This is a genomic window from Microvirga flocculans ATCC BAA-817 (genome assembly GCF_000518665.1).
Taxonomy (GTDB): domain Bacteria; phylum Pseudomonadota; class Alphaproteobacteria; order Rhizobiales; family Beijerinckiaceae; genus Microvirga; species Microvirga flocculans.
Map to the genome: position 1 here is coordinate 252796 of NZ_JAEA01000008.1, position 18108 is coordinate 270903.

Annotated in this window: 16 protein-coding genes and 1 pseudogene; 6 read left to right on the forward strand and 11 right to left on the reverse strand. The window is 64.7% G+C overall.

Annotated elements, in window-relative coordinates; all coding sequences use genetic code 11:
* Nucleotides 1-5: 5 nt before the first annotated feature.
* Nucleotides 6-557 (forward strand): recombinase family protein, encoded by a 552-nt coding sequence (locus tag L879_RS0111035; protein WP_027316157.1) that lies wholly within the window; start codon nt 6-8, stop codon nt 555-557.
* An 11-nt stretch (nt 558-568) separates the two neighbouring features.
* On the opposite strand, the gene L879_RS0111040 is transcribed toward L879_RS0111035, so the two are convergent.
* Nucleotides 569-835 carry a hypothetical protein gene (locus L879_RS0111040; protein WP_027316158.1) on the reverse strand — a complete coding sequence of 89 codons (267 nt, stop codon included), beginning with the start codon at nt 833-835 and terminating at the stop codon, nt 569-571.
* 11 nt (nt 836-846) lie between these two features.
* Complete coding sequence (locus L879_RS21345; protein WP_161634660.1) at nt 847-1338, reverse strand: helix-turn-helix transcriptional regulator; 492 nt, start codon at nt 1336-1338, stop codon at nt 847-849.
* A 316-nt stretch (nt 1339-1654) separates the two neighbouring features.
* Here L879_RS21345 and L879_RS0111050 point away from each other — a divergent pair, with 316 nt between their 5' ends.
* On the forward strand, nt 1655-3487 hold the full coding sequence (locus tag L879_RS0111050; protein ID WP_154664179.1) for a hypothetical protein: 1833 nt from the start codon (nt 1655-1657) through the stop codon (nt 3485-3487).
* A 15-nt stretch (nt 3488-3502) separates the two neighbouring features.
* On the opposite strand, the gene L879_RS0111055 is transcribed toward L879_RS0111050, so the two are convergent.
* From L879_RS0111055 to L879_RS0111090, 8 genes and pseudogenes are all read right to left on the reverse strand, one after another.
* Nucleotides 3503-4057, reverse strand: coding sequence for a hypothetical protein (locus tag L879_RS0111055; RefSeq protein WP_154664180.1), 555 nt, complete (start codon nt 4055-4057; stop codon nt 3503-3505).
* A 22-nt stretch (nt 4058-4079) separates the two neighbouring features.
* Nucleotides 4080-4403 (reverse strand): hypothetical protein, encoded by a 324-nt coding sequence (locus tag L879_RS0111060; protein ID WP_027316161.1) that lies wholly within the window; start codon nt 4401-4403, stop codon nt 4080-4082.
* Complete coding sequence (locus L879_RS0111065) at nt 4396-5937, reverse strand: hypothetical protein (protein ID WP_154664181.1); 1542 nt, start codon at nt 5935-5937, stop codon at nt 4396-4398. The genes L879_RS0111060 and L879_RS0111065 overlap by 8 nt, the downstream gene beginning before the upstream one ends.
* A 99-nt stretch (nt 5938-6036) precedes the next feature.
* Entirely contained in the window at nt 6037-6357 is a 321-nt protein-coding gene (locus tag L879_RS24670) for a GNAT family N-acetyltransferase (protein WP_051435240.1), read from the reverse strand.
* Nucleotides 6358-6736: 379 nt separating this feature from the next.
* A pseudogene (locus L879_RS21355) lies at nt 6737-7465 on the reverse strand (DNA-processing protein DprA); the annotation flags it as partial.
* A 4-nt stretch (nt 7466-7469) separates the two neighbouring features.
* Nucleotides 7470-8072 carry a glycerol-3-phosphate 1-O-acyltransferase PlsY gene (gene plsY, locus L879_RS0111080; protein WP_027316163.1) on the reverse strand — a complete coding sequence of 201 codons (603 nt, stop codon included), beginning with the start codon at nt 8070-8072 and terminating at the stop codon, nt 7470-7472.
* Between the two features lie 10 nt (nt 8073-8082).
* Entirely contained in the window at nt 8083-9375 is a 1293-nt protein-coding gene (locus tag L879_RS0111085; RefSeq protein WP_027316164.1) for a dihydroorotase, read from the reverse strand.
* 7 nt (nt 9376-9382) lie between these two features.
* Nucleotides 9383-10330: an aspartate carbamoyltransferase catalytic subunit gene (locus tag L879_RS0111090; protein WP_027316165.1), complete on the reverse strand. Its 948-nt coding sequence runs from the start codon at nt 10328-10330 to the stop codon at nt 9383-9385.
* 116 nt (nt 10331-10446) lie between these two features.
* Between L879_RS0111090 and L879_RS0111095 the strand changes: the two genes are divergently transcribed.
* From L879_RS0111095 to L879_RS0111105, 3 genes are all read left to right on the forward strand, one after another.
* Nucleotides 10447-12087 carry an isovaleryl-CoA dehydrogenase gene (locus L879_RS0111095; protein ID WP_027316166.1) on the forward strand — a complete coding sequence of 547 codons (1641 nt, stop codon included), beginning with the start codon at nt 10447-10449 and terminating at the stop codon, nt 12085-12087.
* A 137-nt stretch (nt 12088-12224) separates the two neighbouring features.
* Complete coding sequence (topA, locus tag L879_RS0111100) at nt 12225-14936, forward strand: type I DNA topoisomerase (protein ID WP_027316167.1); 2712 nt, start codon at nt 12225-12227, stop codon at nt 14934-14936.
* A 26-nt stretch (nt 14937-14962) separates the two neighbouring features.
* Complete coding sequence (locus L879_RS0111105; protein ID WP_027316168.1) at nt 14963-15448, forward strand: MgtC/SapB family protein; 486 nt, start codon at nt 14963-14965, stop codon at nt 15446-15448.
* Here the strand turns inward: L879_RS0111105 and L879_RS0111110 are convergent.
* A complete protein-coding gene (locus tag L879_RS0111110) occupies nt 15437-15625 on the reverse strand; it encodes a hypothetical protein (RefSeq protein WP_027316169.1) in 189 nt (62 codons plus the stop codon). The genes L879_RS0111105 and L879_RS0111110 overlap by 12 nt on opposite strands.
* 250 nt (nt 15626-15875) lie before the next feature.
* Here L879_RS0111110 and parE point away from each other — a divergent pair, with 250 nt between their 5' ends.
* Entirely contained in the window at nt 15876-17936 is a 2061-nt protein-coding gene (parE, locus tag L879_RS0111115; RefSeq protein ID WP_027316170.1) for a DNA topoisomerase IV subunit B, read from the forward strand.
* Nucleotides 17937-18108: the final 172 nt, after the last annotated feature.

An 18108-nucleotide genomic window follows, 5' to 3' on the forward strand; every position in this document is an offset into this window, starting at 1 on the left:
ATCAGATGTTAGTAGGCTATGCGCGGGTGTCGACCGATGACCAAAAGGCAGATTTGCAGATTGATGCGCTCAAAGCTGCAGGTTGTGAGACGATCTTTACCGATCAGGGCGTTTCAGGAGCCAGGAGAAAACGGCCTGCCCTCGCCGAAGCGTTGTCGGAGCTGGTAGAGGGCGACACTCTGATCGTCTGGAAACTGGATCGATTGGGGCGATCCCTCGCGCACCTGATCGACCTGATCAAAGATCTCGGGAACCGGCAGGTCGAATTCAGGTCGTTGCAAGAAGCGGTCGATACGAAATCGGCCGGGGGTACCCTGTTCTTCCACCTGCTCGGCGCTTTTGCGGAATTCGAGCGCACGCTCATCAGCGAACGAACGAGAGCTGGCCAAGCAGCAGCGAGGAAACGCGGGCGATTTCCGGGACGGCCGAAAGTGTTGACCCCGGAAAAGCTCGTCGCGGCTGGGAAAGATCTTGGCGCTGGAGACGATCTTGAGTCTGTCGCGAAACGCTGCGGCGTCCGTCCGCGTACGCTGCGCCGGGCGCTCGCCCGCGGTTGAGCGGCAAAAGGTTACTCTGCGGCCAGGCGAGAAGGCGATTGTTCGCGTCTCGCCTGGTCAACTTTCATCGCTTTGAGATCACGCAAGGATTCGTGCGCGGCGCGGATATACGCGATAATTTTCCGGATCGAATAGTCGAGGCCGGCGTCGTCCTGCATGCCGCAATATGTTTGCCCGAGCTCCGCCTCAACACTGACCAGCGACAGCATTTCGGCAATGTGTTCGCGGTACTTATCTGTTCCACCGTAAGGAAGGTGGTCCGGTAGGCTTGGATGCATGACCACTCTCCTCAATAAGGATCGCCGTCGTCCGCATCTCGGCGCAACCTCGACACATACTCATATAATGCATGCAGGGGCTCCGACCGGAACGTATCATTGAGCAGGTCGACGGAGATGAGCCTGTCGAGACGAAACAGACGAAAGTCTTCTCGCTGCTCGCACCACGCGATGACTGCTACTGTGCTGCTCCACTCCATAAGCCACAGAGGTCTTATAACGCGTTCGGATATCGTCTTCTTGGCGTCGATGTAGCGGATCGATATCTTGCGCTCGGCTTGGAGGGCTTGCTCGATCAAGTCGAGGCGCTCGCGATCTTCCGCGCTCATCGCGATGCCGTCGATCTCACTGCCCTGATCTGATGGATCCTCCCCCTGCCCTGTAGAGAAGTCGACAAGAGCCGAAGCCTGTTCGCTCACGGGTGCCGTCGGGTCGTCAGACGGAGCATCTCGGTGATGCCCTGATGTAGCGATCAGCAAGGGCGCAGATGGGTTTTTTACCATGGGAAGTCTCCGCGACGACATGTGCAGGCGACCCGACCATAAGCTCTCGCGCATTCATTCTCGAATGCAAGTACGCCCATGCCGGCGGGGTCAGGTCCTTCAAGGGATTTTCGATCCCGGGACCTTCACCTGTCCCATCTTCCACAAATCGGAGAGATCCTCGCTTCCTCCGAAACTCAAGACCCTCAGCTGCCGAAGCGGGCTGTGACCGGGCGCTTCCCATCTGAAGAGTAGAGAAAGGATTCATTTTACCGGCCGGCTTGACGCCTGCGCCGCCGGTAGCAACCCTGACGGTCAAGCTTGCTTGAGCGTGGAGTTGCCGCCGATGCCGCCTGCCGATCATCCTGACCTTAATTCAAACCATCTGGCCCAGCGCGAGCCGGCGGCGGATCCACGGTCGATATTGGCAAACGAGCTGCAGGGACGCTGGTGGCTGAGATGGGCCGACCACATTCTTCCCGCCTCTGCAAACCTTCCGGCTCGAGTCGAGGCGCTGTTCTGCCGCCTGTCGCACGACGGCCCGCTCAACCGGTTGGACGGCTCGCAGCTGCGCCACGAGATCAAAGGCAAGCTCCCGTTGGGACCAGACGGCCGAACGCTTGTTCAGGAGCAAAAGAACCTGGAGTTGCCAGCCGCCCTGATTCCGCATTTGGTGCTCGGCAGGGTCTTCGAGAATGGCGTGCCGGTCGGCTACGTGCCGGCCCAGATGGAAACCATCGACGTCCCGCCCGCCGGGAAGGACGACCTCCAGTCGATCCGGCAGGAACTCCCCGGCCCGCCTCCTAGCGGATGGGACAAGAAGTACGGTGTCTTCCGTGTCTTGAATCGTGCCGACTATCTCTTGCCGGATCGGTTCGACAGGAGCGCCTGCCTCGTCATTCGCAAGGGAGAGGAGACGTTTCTCCTGCCGTGCTGGGAGATGTTCCGCGCCTTCTACGCCTCCGATCCCATCCTTGCCGAAGCCTTGGCCGAGGGAAATTGGCAGCGCGCGCTTCGGAAACTCGTCGATGCGGCCCAAACCCGCATCTTGGAGGAGGGTCGCTGGCAGGTCGGCCTTCAGAACGGCGTGCCAAGGGGCATCGCGGCGGCGTTGGCCAATCTTATGCTCAATCCAAAGGCATACGACGCGGCGCGCAGAATCCGCGTGGGCCTGATGCAAGACGGCGAGCCGTGGGCACTCCGGACGCCGCTCCCGAATGATGGCACCGTGGCGCTTGCGGTACGAAGCGTGCAGTTACGAAACGTACAGCGGCGCGACAACCGGCCCGTCTCTCTCATCTTGCAGATCATGGCTGCCCCCTGGCCGAGCGCAGCAGAAATCACGGTTGTGGGCGGTCCCGCGCCCGAGATGCGCACAGGCGAAAGGGAGAATGAATCCGCCGATCCCGTCAGGGCACGACCGTCACGCTGGCAGCAGGCTGCAGCCGCAGAGAGCGGCGACACGTCTGGCCAGCCCGACGCCTTGGGATGGTCGCCGCCGGACTTCCAATGGTCCGGCAAGCCGCCTGTCAGCCGCGAGTGCCGCGTCCGCGAGGCTGCGGAAATCCAGACCCTGACCGATGAAGGAGACGGAGCGGCGAGGGCCAGGGAAAGCGAGACGGAAACGTCGGATGGCATCCGCGTCGAGATCCGGGAGAAACACGACCGGTTCGAAGAACTCGCCCATGCGTTCGACGAGCTGCTCAAGAGAGGGTCGATCACGAGCTGGCAGGCCCTCCCCGCCCCCGGAGGCGGAGGCATGCGAGGGTCTCGTCCGGTCTGGATCTTCAAGCGGATCCCTCTGGACCGCGGCGGATTTTCAAATTGGACGGATCTGGCTGTAGGCACCCGGTCAGCCTTGATCTGCAGGATCACGGCGGCCGACGAGAGCTTTAACTGGATCGAGATCGAGCACCGCAACGCGAACGACGGCTACCGGTCGCTCCTGGCACGGATCGACGAAGGCTTCGACGAGACGGAGGCCATCGGGCGTCTGCTTGACGCCTGCGGCCGGGCTCGGGGCGTGTGGGACAACGCCCTCGCTGACAGCGGCGTATCGGACCTCTTGGCGCACTGCCAGACCTGGAGCCACAGCAGCGTGGCCGGGAAGCTCAACACGGCCCGCCTGGGAGTGACGATCCGGAAGTTTGTGCAGGGCTTTTCCGCCTGAGGAAAGCGACAGCCTTTAGCGAGCGCCTTGGTGCTGTCCGACGAAGCGCTTCATTTCCGTTTCGAGCCGCTGGTCGACGGCGCAGATCATCTCGTTGAGGATTTTGGCGGCCTCTGCCGGCGCGGCGCGGGCTTCCTCTTCCCGCCGATGCGGGCTGTAGACCTTATCGATGGTGGTGTTGAACCTGTCCCAGGTCCCATGGACAGTGGCAGTCCAATCCTTGCCGGAAGCGAAGTCGCTCTGATCGGCCTTCTGCAGGGCGACCTCGAGGCGGTCGAAGATCTCCACCAGCTTTACCTGACGCTCTCCCACCTGGGTGCGCAGCTCCTCAATGGTCACGCCGCTCGCCGATATGCCGCGCAACGTCTGTCTCTCGCTGCCGAGTTCCGTCAGGACCGTGTCGATGACGCTGCGGACCCGCCGGAATTCCTCAAGCTTGACCGTGTCATACCGGATCTGCTTCTGAAGCCCGGTCGTGCGGCGATAATTGATGAAGTTCCATATCAAGCCAGCTCCACTGAGCACCCAAGGCACAGCCTGGGACCAGCTACTGGCGTTCGCGTCAGCCATGGGCGTAGAGTTTCAGGAGGCTTCAGTGTTGAAGGAGGCTGCCGCGCTGCATGTTCGCGGACGAGATGCCACGCTGCACCTGACGCATGATCAGGGCGCTGGCGTCGAAGCGGTAGTGGGTCAGAAACGTCTCTCCGAGCTTGCGCACGCTCTCCGCGAACATGCCCTGGAAGAAGGACGGCGTGAGGGTGTAGACGCTCTCTGGCACGATGACGCGGACGGGCTCCTGCACCTCGTCAAGCTTCTCGAGGTCGTAGCGGACGCGCGCCTCGACACCGCGCTCATGCCCGGTGAGGTTGCGGACGGCTCCGTCGCCGGTCAACTCGAAAAGGTTGATGTCAGTCATTCTGGGCCTCGTTCAGATAGTCCGGATCCAAAGTGAATGCCAAGCTGATGATCGTTCCTGCGAAGCGTTCTTGCAAATCAAAAACGTAGGAGGGATCAGGAAGTTTCTCCGCGGCGTTCTCGGGATTGAACCAGAGAACCCTCGGGGAATCCTCCCCAGCCATCTGCACTCCCCTCATATAGGGCGCTCGGACCATAATGCAGGATCGTCCAGAAATTATGACCAACCGGGGATCCCGTGCGGGCTTATCGGTGTTTCCGAGCTCGTTGACAAGCCCCATCACCTCTTGGAGGCCGAAACCGCCCCGCCCTTTTCCGTCGGCCTTTGGGTCGCATGTGACCCCGTCCTGCAAGGCGTACAGGGTCCGAAGCGTGGCTGCGGAAGGTGCCTCCCTTTCCCCTTGGAACTGGGCAACATATTGATTTAGCTCATCTTTGATCCGGTCTGAGGCGAACTCAAGGCTCTCGTCAATGGTCGCCCCAACGCTCAGGATCCCTAGATAGCATCGGTAGACCCAGTCCGCGCCCTCCTGGCGTCGGGCCATGAAGCCGGCAATCGACCAGCCGCCGTCCTTGGTGGCGGGCGCGCTATGTCGCATCGCGTTGTCGAGGAGCTCCAGGATGATGGTCGAGATCCAAGCCCGCCCCTCTGGCGTCAGCTCCTGGCCGATCTCGGGCACATCGAGCCAGCTATCGATGGCATCGCAGAAGTCGTCGGCAACCTGGTTGTCCCGTTGGGGCTCCAGAAGCTGGTTTGCCGAGCGCGCCGGTCCCTGGGGCGTGCGCCGGTGGACGGGAAAGGCCCAGACGTTGCGAAGGTCACGCACATGCGCCAGCTTCATCTTCATGATCCGACGGAGCCCGACGGCCTCCATCACCTTCTGGACGGAACCTCCCATCTCGCCGCCGGCGAAGAACGGCGATAGGCAAGGCCAAAGCTCGCCGAGGACGAGATAGGGGCCGATGTCGAGGCAATACTGGTCCTTGAAGTGCAACAGGGCATTGAGGCCGCCGCACTCGACCTCGGCGATCTGCTTGAGCTTGGCCAAGGTTTCCGCCGGCCGGTCGATGAAGGAGAAGTTCTCCAGCTCGATCTCTGTGCGCTCGGGCCCCGAATTACGGTCCTGCGCCCTCACCCAGCGATCCTTGCGGTCAGGAATCAGGCCCGACAGGAGAGGCGACTCCCGATACCGCGTGAGCAAGAGCTGTTTCTCCAGCTCCTTGCGCGGCCCTTGCTGCCGGCGCAGGTCCTTGGCCCTGCGGGCAACCACCTTTCGCGCGAACCTTTTCCGGTTCAGGTGCTCAGCCGGGCTGTCCCCTTTTCTATGGGGCGTCGCCTCGAGCCGTTTGCGTTCCTGGCGCAGGTAAGCGCGGATCAGGGCCTTCCTCGTGTCTTTTGGCACGTCGGCGGGCAATGCCAGCAGTCGCTTGAGGAACGGGAGGAAGGGGTTTTTCACGGCAAAAGGGCTTTGGGAGACGGAAGTTGGCGGAATACCAACACGGGGAGAGGTCTGTCTATGAGCGATCTGGCGCAATCAAAGGCTGTCCACCGCTTCGATCCTACCCTAGGTGGCAGGATGCCTTTGGAAACGCCTGGAGCTGACAAATCCAAGCTTTTCAGTCGATTTCCTTCGTCATCGATGCGATGGCATTGATGTCAAACCGGTAGAACACCCGCCCCTGGCTTCGGCCGTCACGAACAACTCTTTCAGAAACATGCCGGAATGGAGGCCCGGCCCCGGATACGCTGAGAACAGTGCGAAGCCGAGAAGCCTTCCTTCCTGCTCGGCCACGACGATCTCGAAGCTCTGGTTCATGCCTCTCAGCTGCTCGCTCAGGCTCTCCAGGCTGTCTTGGGCATAGCCGTGATAGGCCTGAAGCTCCCGGTACATCGCGGCGACGCCGCCGAGGTCTGGGGCTGCCATGAGGCGGCATGCGATCTGCTGGCTGGACATGCTTTCAGCTCCTGGACTGGCATTAGCCCCTTGCTCTTATCGAATGCGGGCTGCAGTTGAGACCTTCTAAGACCTTCCCGTTATGGCACCTGCATACGTTGCAGGGAAAGCTCGCCGCGACATCCAAGCTGAGCCCCCACTGCCGAGCCTAGCCACGGTTAACCCATCCTCAACGCTTCAGGACGAAACTCCCTGGGGTCGGGATTTTGCACGACCATCAAAGAGAAACACCGGCCGAAGAGGCCGGTGTTGTGTGTCGAGCGATGTCTGCAAAATCCCCGCCGCGGCGCACTCGGAGGCGAGTGACACTTCGTGAGATTGACTGATCGGTCAATGACACGAAATACGAGACTGTGCCAAGTTTTGTGAGATTTGACACCTGCTCCAAGGCGAAGCGCGCGGTAATCAGCGAGCCGGATCGCCGCGCCGCCTCGACGACGACCACGCCATAGGAGAGCCCTGAGACGATCCGGTTCCGCCGCGGAAAATCGCGCCCGCGCGGCTCCCAGCCCATGGGCATTTCGGAGATCACGGCCCCGCCCTGCTCCACGATGGCCTCCAGCAACGGCTCGTTCTGCGCCGGATAAACCCTGTCGTGCCCACCGGCGAGGACCGCGACGGTGCCCGTCGCCAGAGTGGCCTTGTGCGCCTTGGTGTCGATGCCCCGCGCCAGACCCGAAATCACCACGTAACCGGCTTCGCCGAGCTGGTGCGCCAGGCGTTCGGCGAAAGTCAGCCCCGAGGCGGAGGCATTGCGCGACCCGACGATGGCCACGGACGGCCTTGCCAGCACGGCAGCGTTGCCGCGCAGGGCGATCAGGGGCGGCGCGGTGTCGATCGCCTGGAGGGTCTTCGGGTAATCAGGCTCGCCCATGGCGACGAAGCGCACGCCCAGACGCGCGGCGGCGGCCATTTCCCTGTCGGCCTCCGCCCGGCTGCACACCTTCAGAAGCAACCTGCCGCCGCGACGGGCGAGATCGGGCAAGGCCTCGAGCGCGGCGGCCGCGCCGCCATATTGGTTGATCAGGGCGCGGAAGGTGCGCGGTCCCACGTTTTCCGAACGGATGAGGCGGAGCCAGTCGAGACGCTGCTCATCCGTGAGGACCATGGACTTATCCCTTCTGTCCGATCTTGCCTTCCGTTCCAGCAAGAAGGCGGCTGATGTTCTCGCTGTGCTTCCACCACAGCAGCGCCACCAGGATCACGGCCATTCCGGCCATGACCGGCTCGCCGAGGAGCCAGAGAACGACCGGCGTCGCGGCGCTGGCGATCAGGGCGGAGAGCGAGGAATAGCGGAAGGCGAAGGCCATCCCGAGCCAGATCGCGGCGAAGATGAGGGCCGCGAGCGGCTTCAGGCCGATCAGGACGCCGATGAAGGTGGCGACGCCCTTGCCGCCCTTGAACTTGAGCCAGACCGGGAACAGGTGCCCGAGGAAAGCGCCGAGCGCCGCGACGATGGCGAATTGCGCTCCCCATTGTGCGGCGACCGCGACGGCGAGCGTGCCCTTCAGCGCATCGCCGAGAAGGGTCGCGACGGCAAGGCCCTTGCGGCCCGTCCGCAGCACGTTGGTGGCGCCGATATTGCCGGAGCCGATCTTGCGCACGTCGCCCAGGCCCGCCATGCGGGTGAGGATCAGCCCGAACGGGACGGAACCCAGGAGATAGCCGAAAAGCAGGGCGCCCAGCAGGTACAAAAGTTGAGACTCGTCAGACATTCACTTCTCGTTACATCGTATCGCGCTGAAAGACTACCCTGCCCGCCACCATCGTGATCGTCACCTGCCCCTCGAGGCGGGCCTCGTCGAACGGCGTGTTCTTGGACAGGGACCGAAGATGGCGCTTGTCGAGGACGTAAGGCGCGTCCGGATCGAAGAGGATGAGATCGGCGGGGGCGCCCACGGCCAAGCGCCCGCCGGGCAATCCAAGAATTTCCGCAGGTTTCGTGGACATGGCCCGCAGGAGCCTCGGCAGGGAGATGCGGCCCGCATGGACGAGGCGCAGCGCCGCGGAGAGCAGCGTTTCGAGCCCCACAGCCCCGTCAGCGGCCTCGGCGAAGGGCAGGCGCTTGTTCTCAACATCCTGTGGATTGTGGTCGGAGACGATCACGTCGACGGTGCCGTCGACCAGCGCCTCGATCATTGCCTGCCGGTCGTCCTCGTGGCGCAGGGGCGGCGAGAGCTTCAGGAAGGTGCGGTAATCGCCGATGTCGTTCTCGTTGAGCGCCAGGTGATTGATGGAGACGCCGCAGGTGACGGGCAGCCCCCTCGCCTTCGCCTCGCGCACGATCTCCGCCGAATCGGCGCAGGAAATCATCGCGGCGTGGTAGCGCCCGCCCGTGAGGCGCACGAGGCGGATGTCGCGCTCCAGCATGACCGTCTCGGCCTCGCGCGGAATGCCGGGAAGGCCGAGACGGGAGGCGAACTCGCCCTCGTTCATCACGCCCTGGCCGACAAGATCGGGATCCTCCAGGTGATGGACGATCAAGGCGTCGAAATCGCGCGCATAGGTGAGCGCCCGGCGCATGACCTGGGCGTTCGTCACCGAGCGCGCCCCATCCGTGAAGGCGATGGCGCCCGCTTCCTTGAGGCGGCCGATCTCCGCCATCTCCTGCCCCTGAAGCCCCTTGGTGAGGGCCGCGGCGGGGCGGATGTTCACGATGGAGGTGTCGCGCGCCCGGCGGACGATGAAGTCCACGATCGCCGGATCGTCTAGAACCGGGCTCGTATCCGGCATCGACACGACCGTGGTCACGCCGCCCGCGGCGGCGGCCTCGCCCGCGCTCTTGAGGGTTTCGCGATAGGGCCCGCCCGGCTCGCCGATGAAGGCGCGCATGTCGATGAGGCCAGGACTGAGCACCTGCCCGCCGCAATCGATCACCTGCGCGTCGGCAGCCTCCGCGACCTGGGGGCCGAGGGCCTGGATCACGCCGTCGCGCACCAGCACGCCCCCTCGCTCCTCGCGCTCGCTGGCGGGATCGATGAGGCGGGCGTTCTTGAAGAGGATGGGTTTGCTGCTCATGACGCCCTCACCGGTTCGGCAGATGGCTCGCCAGAGCCTCCAGCACCGCCATGCGTACGGCGACGCCCATTTCGACCTGTTCGCGGATCAGGGATTGCGCGCCGTCCGCCACGTCGGAGGAAATCTCCACGCCCCGGTTCATGGGGCCGGGATGCATCACGAGCGCATCGGGCTTGGCGAGGCTGAGCTTGTCCTGGTCGAGCCCGTAGAAGCGGAAGTACTCCTTCACCGACGGCACGAAGGAGCCGTTCATGCGCTCGCGCTGGAGGCGCAGCATCATCACGATGTCAGCGTCCCTCAAGCCCTCCTCCATGCTCGTGAAGGTCTCGAAGCCGAGGCGGCCGATGCCGGGCGGCAGCAGGGTCGAGGGCGCGACGAGGCGCACCCGCGCGCCCATGGCCGCAAGCAGGATCATGTTGGAGCGCGCCACCCGCGAATGCAGGATGTCGCCGCAGATCGCGACGACGAGGCCTTCGATGCGGCCCTTGTTGCGACGGATGGTGAGCGCGTCGAGGAGCGCCTGGGTCGGGTGCTCGTGCGCGCCGTCGCCGGCGTTCACCACCGAGCAATCGACCTTCTGCGCGAGCAGATGCACCGCGCCCGCCGCGTGATGGCGCACGACGATGATGTCGGGCCGCATGGCGTTGAGGGTCGCGGCCGTGTCGATCAGCGTCTCGCCCTTCTTCACCGAAGAGGAGGCGACCGACATGTTCATCACGTCCGCGCCCAGGCGCTTGCCGGCCAGCTCGAAGGAGGATTGGGTGCGGGTCGAGGGCTCGAAGAAGAGATTGATCTGGGTCCGGCCCCGGAGGGTCGACTTCCTCTTCTCGATCTGGCGGCTCACCTCGACCTGTTGGTCGGCGAGGTCGAGCAGCGCCTGAATGTCCAAGGGAGACAGCCCCTCGATGCCGAGGAGATGCCGGTGGGGGAAAACGGATCGGGGGGCGTCAGTCATCTTAAAGCGATGGCTATAGGCGCTCCGGGAAACGGCGGCAAGCAGGCTCTCTACGCAAGACGGCGCTCTACCCTAGAATAAACAAGGGATTGTGTTGCGGGAGGGATGCCCAAGGGATGCCCATGCCCTCGTTCGAGACCCACGACGTGTTCAACCAGACGCCGCCCTTCGGCGACGTGAATCTCCTTGCCGCCGACCGCCCCCTGCGCGATGCGCTCCAAGCCTGCGGCGTCGAGCCGGAAGCGGAAGGCCTGCTCGCCTTCGGCGAAGCCTGGGGCGCGGCGGAGCGGCTCGACATCGGCCGGCTCGCCAACGAGAACCCGCCGAAGCTGCGCACGCACGATGCCCGAGGCTACCGGATCGACGCGGTCGAGTTCCATCCGGCCTATCACGTGCTCATACGCGCCAGCATGGAGGACGGGCTTCATTCCTCGACCCGGGACGAACCGGGGAGCGGGCACGCCCATGCGGCGCGCGCGGCGCGGATCTACATGGCGGCGGGGGTCGAGAGCGGCCATGTCTGCCCCATCACCATGACCCATGCCTCCGTGGCGGCGCTGGCCGCCGCCCCGAACCGGCTGCAGGACTGGCTGCCGAAGATCCGCTCGCGCACTTACGATTCCCGCTTCATCCCGTTCTGGGAAAAGACGGCCGTCACCCTCGGCATGGGGATGACGGAAAAGCAGGGCGGCACGGATGTCCGCGCCAACACGACCCGCGCGGAACCGAAAGCCGGGGACGAATATGCGCTCACGGGCCACAAATGGTTCATGTCGGCTCCCATGTGCGACGCGTTCCTGGTGCTGGCCCAGGCTCCCGGCGGGCTTACCTGCTTCCTCGTCCCGCGTTTCAGGCCTGACGGTGCGCTCAACACGATCCGCCTGCAGCGGCTCAAGGACAAGCTCGGAAACCGCTCGAACGCCTCGGCCGAAGCCGAGTTCGAGGCCGCCTTCGCCTGGAGGATCGGGGAGGAAGGGCGCGGGGTGCGGACCATCATCGAGATGGTGCAGCTCACCCGCCTCGACTGCGCCGTGGCCTCGGCGGGCCTCGTGCGGATGGGGCTGGCGCTCGCCATGCACCACGCCCACCACCGCAGCGTCTTCCAGAAGAAGCTGATCGACCAGTCCGCCATGCGGACGGTCCTGGCCGACCTCGCCCTCGAAAGCGAGGCCTTGACGGCGCTCGCCCTGCGGACGGCGCATGCCTTCGACCGGCAGGCCAGTGACGAGCCTGAAGCCGCCCATGCCCGCCTTGTGACGCCTGCGGCCAAGTTCGGTATCTGCAAGGCGGCCCCGCGCCTCCTCTACGAGGCCATGGAGTGCCTCGGCGGCAACGGCTACGTGGAGGAAAGCCCCCTGCCCCGGCTCTACCGGGAGGCCCCCGTCAACGCGATCTGGGAGGGCTCGGGCAACGTGATCGCCCTCGACATCCTGCGCGCCGAAACCCGCGAGTCCGAGGCCGCAACCTCCGTGCTGGAGCGCCTCATGGAGGATGTCCGCGACCTCCCGGGAGCTTCCGAAGCGGCACGGGACATCGTCATGGCGCTCCATGCCCCCGATGCCGAGGGACAGGCCCGATTCATCGCCGAAAGGCTGTTCTCCCTGGCCGCGACGGCGGCTCTCGCCCGCTCCGCGCCGCCCCCGGTCACCGAGGCATATGCCCTCACCCGGCTCGCCTCGCCCTCCCGGATGATCGGCGCCAACCCCTTGGGGCGAGCCCTGGATCCCTTGCTGGAGCGGGCCTTCATCTCCAAATGAAGGGCCTAGGTAAAAGTCCGATTTGACTTGTCGGCGATGTTCAACCACTTATCCCGCCCTGCGGTGGTCAGGGTCTGACCGCCGCGTATCGCCTTGGCAACAAGGCCTCTGCCTGATCCCGCTGTAGGAAGCCGTTCATGAAAGTCCTCGTCGTCGAGTCGCCTGCCAAGGCCAAGACGATCAACAAATATCTCGGCAAGGATTACGAGGTCCTGGCCTCCTTCGGGCATATCCGCGATCTGCCAGCCAAGGACGGCTCGGTCGACCCGGATGCCGATTTCCGCATGATCTGGACGCTCGAGGACAGGGGCTCGAAGCGGGTCTCCGAGATCGCCAAGGCGATCAAGGGCGCCGAAAAGCTCATCCTCGCCACCGACCCGGACCGCGAGGGCGAGGCGATTTCCTGGCACGTGGTCGAGGCCCTGCGCGAGAAGCGGGTGCTCAAGGACCTGCCGGTCGAGCGCGTGACCTTCAACGCCATCACCAAGGACGCGGTCCAAGCCGCCCTTCGCCAGCCGCGCCAGATCGACCAAGCGCTCGTCGATGCCTACATGGCCCGCCGCGCCCTGGACTATCTCGTGGGCTTCACCCTCTCGCCCGTTCTCTGGCGCAAGCTTCCCGGTGCGCGCTCGGCCGGACGCGTGCAATCGGTGGCCCTGCGCCTCGTCTGCGACCGCGAACTCGAGATCGAGACCTTCAAGCCCCGTGAATACTGGTCGCTGGTCGCGACGCTCGTCACGAAGGACGGCGCCGTGTTCGATGCGCGCCTCGTCGGCGCGGACGGCAAGAAGATCCAGCGCCTCGACATCGGCAACGGCAAGGACGCGGAAGCCTTCAAGAAGGACCTGGAACTTGCGACCTTCTCGGTGGCGAATGTGGAGGCCAAGCCCGCCAAGCGCCACCCCTACCCGCCCTTCACCACCTCGACCCTGCAGCAGGAGGCCTCGCGCAAGCTGGGCCTCGCGCCCGCGCAGACCATGCGGATCGCGCAGCGGCTTTATGAGGGCGTCGATATCGGCGGCGAGACGGTGGGCCTCATCACCTACATGCGTACCGACGGCGTCGACATGGCGCCGGAGGCCGTGCAGGCCGCCCGCCGGGTGATCGGCAAGGAATACGGCGACCGCTACGTGCCGTCCGTCCCGCGCAAGTACTCGACCAAGGCGAAGAACGCGCAGGAGGCGCACGAGGCCATCCGCCCGACGGATATGAGCCGTCTGCCGAAATACGTCGCGAAATATCTTGAGCCCGAGCAGGCCAGGCTCTACGACCTCATCTGGACCCGCACCGTGGCGAGCCAGATGGAATCGGCGGAGCTGGAGCGCACCACCGCCGACATCCTGGCCCAGGTGGGCCCGCGCAAGCTCGACCTGCGCGCCACCGGCCAGGTGATCAAGTTCGACGGCTTCCTCACGCTCTACAACGAGAGCCGGGACGACGAGACGGATGAGGACGAAGGTCGCCTTCCGCCGATGAAGGCGGGAGACCCGCTGGAGCGCCGCCGCATCAATGCGAGCCAGCACTTCACCGAGCCGCCGCCGCGCTACTCGGAAGCCTCGCTCGTGAAGCGCATGGAAGAGCTCGGCATCGGCCGTCCCTCGACCTATGCAGCCGTGCTTCAGACCCTGCGCGACCGCGAATATGTGCGCATCGAGAAGAAGCGCCTCGTGCCCGAGGACAAGGGCCGCATCGTCACGGCTTTCCTGGAGAGCTTCTTCCGCCGCTACGTGGAATACGATTTCACGGCGGACCTGGAAGAGCAGCTCGATCGGGTCTCGAACAACGAGATCGACTGGAAGCAGGTGATGCGCGAGTTCTGGCAGGACTTCTCCGCCGCCATCGGCGAGACGAAGGAGCTGCGCACCACGGAAGTGCTCGATGCGTTGAACGAACTGCTCGGCCCGCACATCTTCCCGGACAAGGGCGACGGCTCGAACCCGCGCACCTGCCCGACCTGCGGCACGGGTCAGCTCTCGCTCAAGCTCGGCAAGTTCGGCGCCTTCATCGGCTGCTCGAATTATCCTGAGTGCAAATACACCCGCCAGCTCGCCGCTTCCGGCGTCGACGGCGACGGGGAAGGCTCCTCCGAGAACGGCGGCCAGCCCGGTGTGAAGGTGCTGGGCGTCGATCCCGAAACGAACGAGCAGGTCACCCTGCGCGACGGTCGCTTCGGTCCCTTCGTCCAGCTCGGCGAGGGAGAAAAGCCCAAGCGCTCCTCCCTGCCGAAAGGACTGACGCCCGCACAGGTGGATCTGGAAAAGGCGCTCAAGCTCCTGGCGCTGCCGCGTCAGGTGGCGACCCATCCGGAGACCGGCGAGCCGATCTTCGCCAGCATCGGGCGCTACGGACCTTACGTTCAGCACGGCAAGACCTACGCCAATCTCGGAGCAGGCGACGACGTGCTGGAGATCGGCGCGAACCGAGCCATCGACCTGATCGTCACCAAGGAAAGCGGTGGCGGCGGTGCCCGCCGCGGCGCGGCCGATCCTGGGCGTCCGCTCGGCACCGATCCGGAAACGGGCAAGCCCGTCGTGGTGAAGGCCGGACGCTTCGGCCCCTATGTGACGGACGGAGAGACCAACGCGACCCTGCCGAAAACCCTCGGCCAGGACGCCGTGACGCTCGACGAGGCCGTCGCGCTTCTCGTCGCCCGCCGTGCCGCCGGGCCTTCGAAGAAGCCGGCGCGCGGCCGCAAGGCTCCAGCCAAGAAGGCTGCCGCCAAAGCTCCTGCTGCGAAGAAAACCGCCGCAGCGAAGAAGGCTCCCGCCAAGACGGCGGCCAAAAAGACCGCTGCTAAGAAACCGGCGGAGAAGAAGGCAGCGGCCAAGAAGACGGCGAAGTCAGGCTGACCTCCATGAAGGAGTGGCTGTCCTCGATGTCGACGGAGCATGCCGGCCAGATCGAAATTGTGCTGCGGCTCCTCGTGGCGACGATCGCAGGCATGGCCGTCGGCCTCAACCGGGACATCCACAACAAGCCCATCGGCATGCGGACGCTGGGACTCGTTGCGCTGGGATCGGCGCTCGTGATCCTCTCGGGCTCGGTCTATGAAGGACTCCACTTCGGGCAGGATGCGGTCAGCAGAGTGATCCAGGGCATCCTGACGGGGTTGGGTTTCCTCGGCGCCGGCGTGATCCTGCGCGACGAGAACCGGATGCAGGTTCGGGGCCTGACCACGGCGGCGACGGTCTGGATCGCCGCGGCGCTCGGATTGACCGCCGGCCTTGGCGCCTGGTTCATCACCTTCGCCGGGACGGCAGTCACGCTTTTCCTGCTGACTCTCGGCAAACCCATCGAAGACCGGCTGATGCGGCTGTTGTCGGGGAAAGGGCGTCCCGAACAGGATGGGCTAGAGGGCTAGCAAGAGCCCCAGGATCGCGGCCATCGCGATGATGAGCCAGACGAGGCTCGATCCGAAGCTGCGCGTCACGGCCGGTCGGGTATCCGGCTCCTCGAACGCGAAGGCCTCGCCCGCATTGCGCGCCGCGCGGTCCAAGTGGAGTTTCTGGGCCGGTGCCAAGGTCGTCCGCGTCGTCATCGTCAGCTCGGTTCCTGCTCTGGTTCATTCTTATCGCCGTAACGTGAATGAGAGCTAAACAGTTCCAGGTGACATCCGGAAGACATTCTTTAGAGGGAATTGGATGGTAACTTTTAAGCGCTATCAGGAATGCGATTTTTCTGAATTTTGACCTGTAATCGCCCTTCCCGTTTCCGTTTTGTTCCCATATAAAAACGGCATGGGATATAGTGTAAAGAAACGCGAATCATCATCTCGGACCAAGGTCCCAATGACAGACAACGACGATCTCTTCGGGGGCGCAGCGGCCAAGCGCGCCGCGCCTGCCACGGCTCGCAATGCCGCCGTCAAGGCGTCCCGCTCGGCGCCGCAGACCGGCACGCCGGGCGAGGCCGGCTATGACGCATCCGCCATCGAGGTGCTGGAGGGGCTGGAGCCCGTCCGCCGCCGGCCGGGCATGTATATCGGCGGCACGGACGAGAAGGCCCTGCACCATCTCTTCGCCGAGGTGATCGACAACTCCATGGACGAGGCGGTCGCGGGCCATGCGACCTTCATCGAGGTGGAGCTGGAGGAGGACGGCTGGCTTTCCGTGACCGACAACGGACGCGGCATTCCGGTGGATCCGCATCCGAAATTCCCGAAGAAGTCGGCGCTCGAAGTCATCATGACCACCCTGCACGCGGGCGGAAAGTTCGACTCGAAGGTGTATGAGACCTCGGGCGGCCTGCACGGCGTCGGCGTGTCGGTGGTAAACGCCCTGTCCGAGATCCTCGAGGTCGAGGTGGCCCGCGGGCAGACGCTTTATCGCCAGATCTTTTCGCGCGGCCAACCCCAGGGCAAGCTGGAGACGGTGGGCCGCGTGCTCAACCGGCGCGGCACCAAGGTGCGCTTCAAGCCCGACTGGCAGATCTTCGGCAAGGACGCCCATTTCCAGCCCCGCCGCCTGTTCAAGATGGCCCGCTCCAAGGCTTATCTCTTCGGCGGCGTCGAGATCCGCTGGAAATGCGCTCCCGCCCTTCTCCAGGGCACGGACAACGTCCCGGCGGAGGCCGTCTTCAAGTTCCCGAACGGCCTGAAGGATTACCTGCTCCACGATATCGAGGGGAAGGAACTGGTTACGGACCAGATCTTCTCCGGCAAGATCACCAAGCCCGGCAGCCACGGTTCGCTGGAATGGGCGGTCGCCTGGATGGCGAACGAGGACGGGTTCTCCACCTCCTACTGCAACACCGTGCCGACCCCTGAGGGCGGCACGCACGAGAACGGCCTTCGCATTGCGCTCCTGCGCGGCCTGCGCGACCATGCGGAGCGCGTGAACCAGTCCAAGCGCATGGCGGCGGTGACCACCGACGACGTGATGGCCACCTGCGCCTCCATGCTGTCGGTCTTCATCCGCGAACCGGAGTTCCAGGGCCAGACGAAGGACAAGCTCGCGACGGTCGAGGCCGGGCGCATCGTCGAGACCGCGATCCGCGACACCTTCGACCATTGGCTCGCCGCCTCGCCGCAGCAGGCCAACAAGCTGCTCGACTGGGTGATCGACCGGGCCGAGGAGCGCCTTCGCCGCCGCCAGGAGAAGGAAGTCGCCCGCAAGACCGCGACCCGCAAGCTGCGCCTGCCCGGCAAGCTGGCGGATTGCTCCAATGCGGGCGCCAAGGGCTCCGAGCTCTTCCTGGTCGAGGGCGACTCGGCGGGCGGCTCCGCCAAGCAGGCGCGCGACCGCGCCACCCAGGCCGTGCTCCCTCTGCGCGGAAAGATCCTCAACGTGGCCTCGGCGGGCCGCGACAAGCTGCACCAGAACCAGCAGATCGCCGATCTCGTCCAGGCGCTGGGCTGCGGCACGGGCTCCCAGTACCGGGAAGCCGATCTCCGCTACGAGAAGGTCATCATCATGACCGACGCGGACGTGGACGGCGCCCATATCGCGACGCTGCTCATCACCTTCTTCTACCGGCAGATGCCCAAGCTCATCGACGGGGGGCACCTCTATCTCGCGGTGCCGCCGCTCTATCGCCTCAGCCAGGGCGGGAAGTCGGCCTATGCCCGGGACGAGGCCGACCGCGACCGGCTGCTGAAGACCATGTTCAAGGGCAGCAGCAAGGTCGAGATCAGCCGCTTCAAGGGTCTTGGCGAAATGCTGCCGGGCCAGCTGAAGGAAACCACCATGGACCCGAAGAAGCGCCTGCTCCTGAAGGTCGTCGTGGAGGCCGACGACAGGTTGGAGGCCAACGATACGGTGGAGCGCCTGATGGGCAACAAGCCCGAAGCCCGCTTCACCTTCATCCAGGAACGCGCTGCCTTCGCGGACGAGGCGGACCTGGATATCTGAGCGAAAGACGCCGCCCCAAATCCACGGCGTCTTTGGCGATCCTGCTCGAGCTGGCAGGAACGGCAGCTCTCTCCGCCACGCGAGAAAGCCGGCCCTGTGTGGGGCCGGCTTTTTGCGATGGCGTTCGGGTTTGGCGCCGCTCGGGCGGATGTCAGAGGGTATAGAGGCCGAA

What these genes read in the sequence shown, in the direction of transcription:
- L879_RS0111090 (WP_027316165.1), bottom strand. Translation starts at nt 10,330, where the DNA reads ATGACTGACGCCCCCCGATCCGTTTTCCCCCACCGGCATCTCCTCGGC.
- L879_RS21345 (WP_161634660.1), bottom strand. Translation starts at nt 1,338, where the DNA reads ATGGTAAAAAACCCATCTGCGCCCTTGCTGATCGCTACATCAGGGCAT.
- L879_RS0111105 (WP_027316168.1), top strand. Translation starts at nt 14,963, where the DNA reads ATGTCGACGGAGCATGCCGGCCAGATCGAAATTGTGCTGCGGCTCCTC.
- L879_RS0111110 (WP_027316169.1), bottom strand. Translation starts at nt 15,625, where the DNA reads ATGACGACGCGGACGACCTTGGCACCGGCCCAGAAACTCCACTTGGAC.
- parE (WP_027316170.1), top strand. Translation starts at nt 15,876, where the DNA reads ATGACAGACAACGACGATCTCTTCGGGGGCGCAGCGGCCAAGCGCGCC.
- L879_RS0111035 (WP_027316157.1), top strand. Translation starts at nt 6, where the DNA reads ATGTTAGTAGGCTATGCGCGGGTGTCGACCGATGACCAAAAGGCAGAT.
- L879_RS0111060 (WP_027316161.1), bottom strand. Translation starts at nt 4,403, where the DNA reads ATGACTGACATCAACCTTTTCGAGTTGACCGGCGACGGAGCCGTCCGC.
- L879_RS24670 (WP_051435240.1), bottom strand. Translation starts at nt 6,357, where the DNA reads ATGTCCAGCCAGCAGATCGCATGCCGCCTCATGGCAGCCCCAGACCTC.
- topA (WP_027316167.1), top strand. Translation starts at nt 12,225, where the DNA reads ATGAAAGTCCTCGTCGTCGAGTCGCCTGCCAAGGCCAAGACGATCAAC.
- plsY (WP_027316163.1), bottom strand. Translation starts at nt 8,072, where the DNA reads ATGTCTGACGAGTCTCAACTTTTGTACCTGCTGGGCGCCCTGCTTTTC.
- L879_RS0111040 (WP_027316158.1), bottom strand. Translation starts at nt 835, where the DNA reads ATGCATCCAAGCCTACCGGACCACCTTCCTTACGGTGGAACAGATAAG.
- L879_RS0111055 (WP_154664180.1), bottom strand. Translation starts at nt 4,057, where the DNA reads ATGGCTGACGCGAACGCCAGTAGCTGGTCCCAGGCTGTGCCTTGGGTG.
- L879_RS0111085 (WP_027316164.1), bottom strand. Translation starts at nt 9,375, where the DNA reads ATGAGCAGCAAACCCATCCTCTTCAAGAACGCCCGCCTCATCGATCCC.
- L879_RS0111095 (WP_027316166.1), top strand. Translation starts at nt 10,447, where the DNA reads ATGCCCATGCCCTCGTTCGAGACCCACGACGTGTTCAACCAGACGCCG.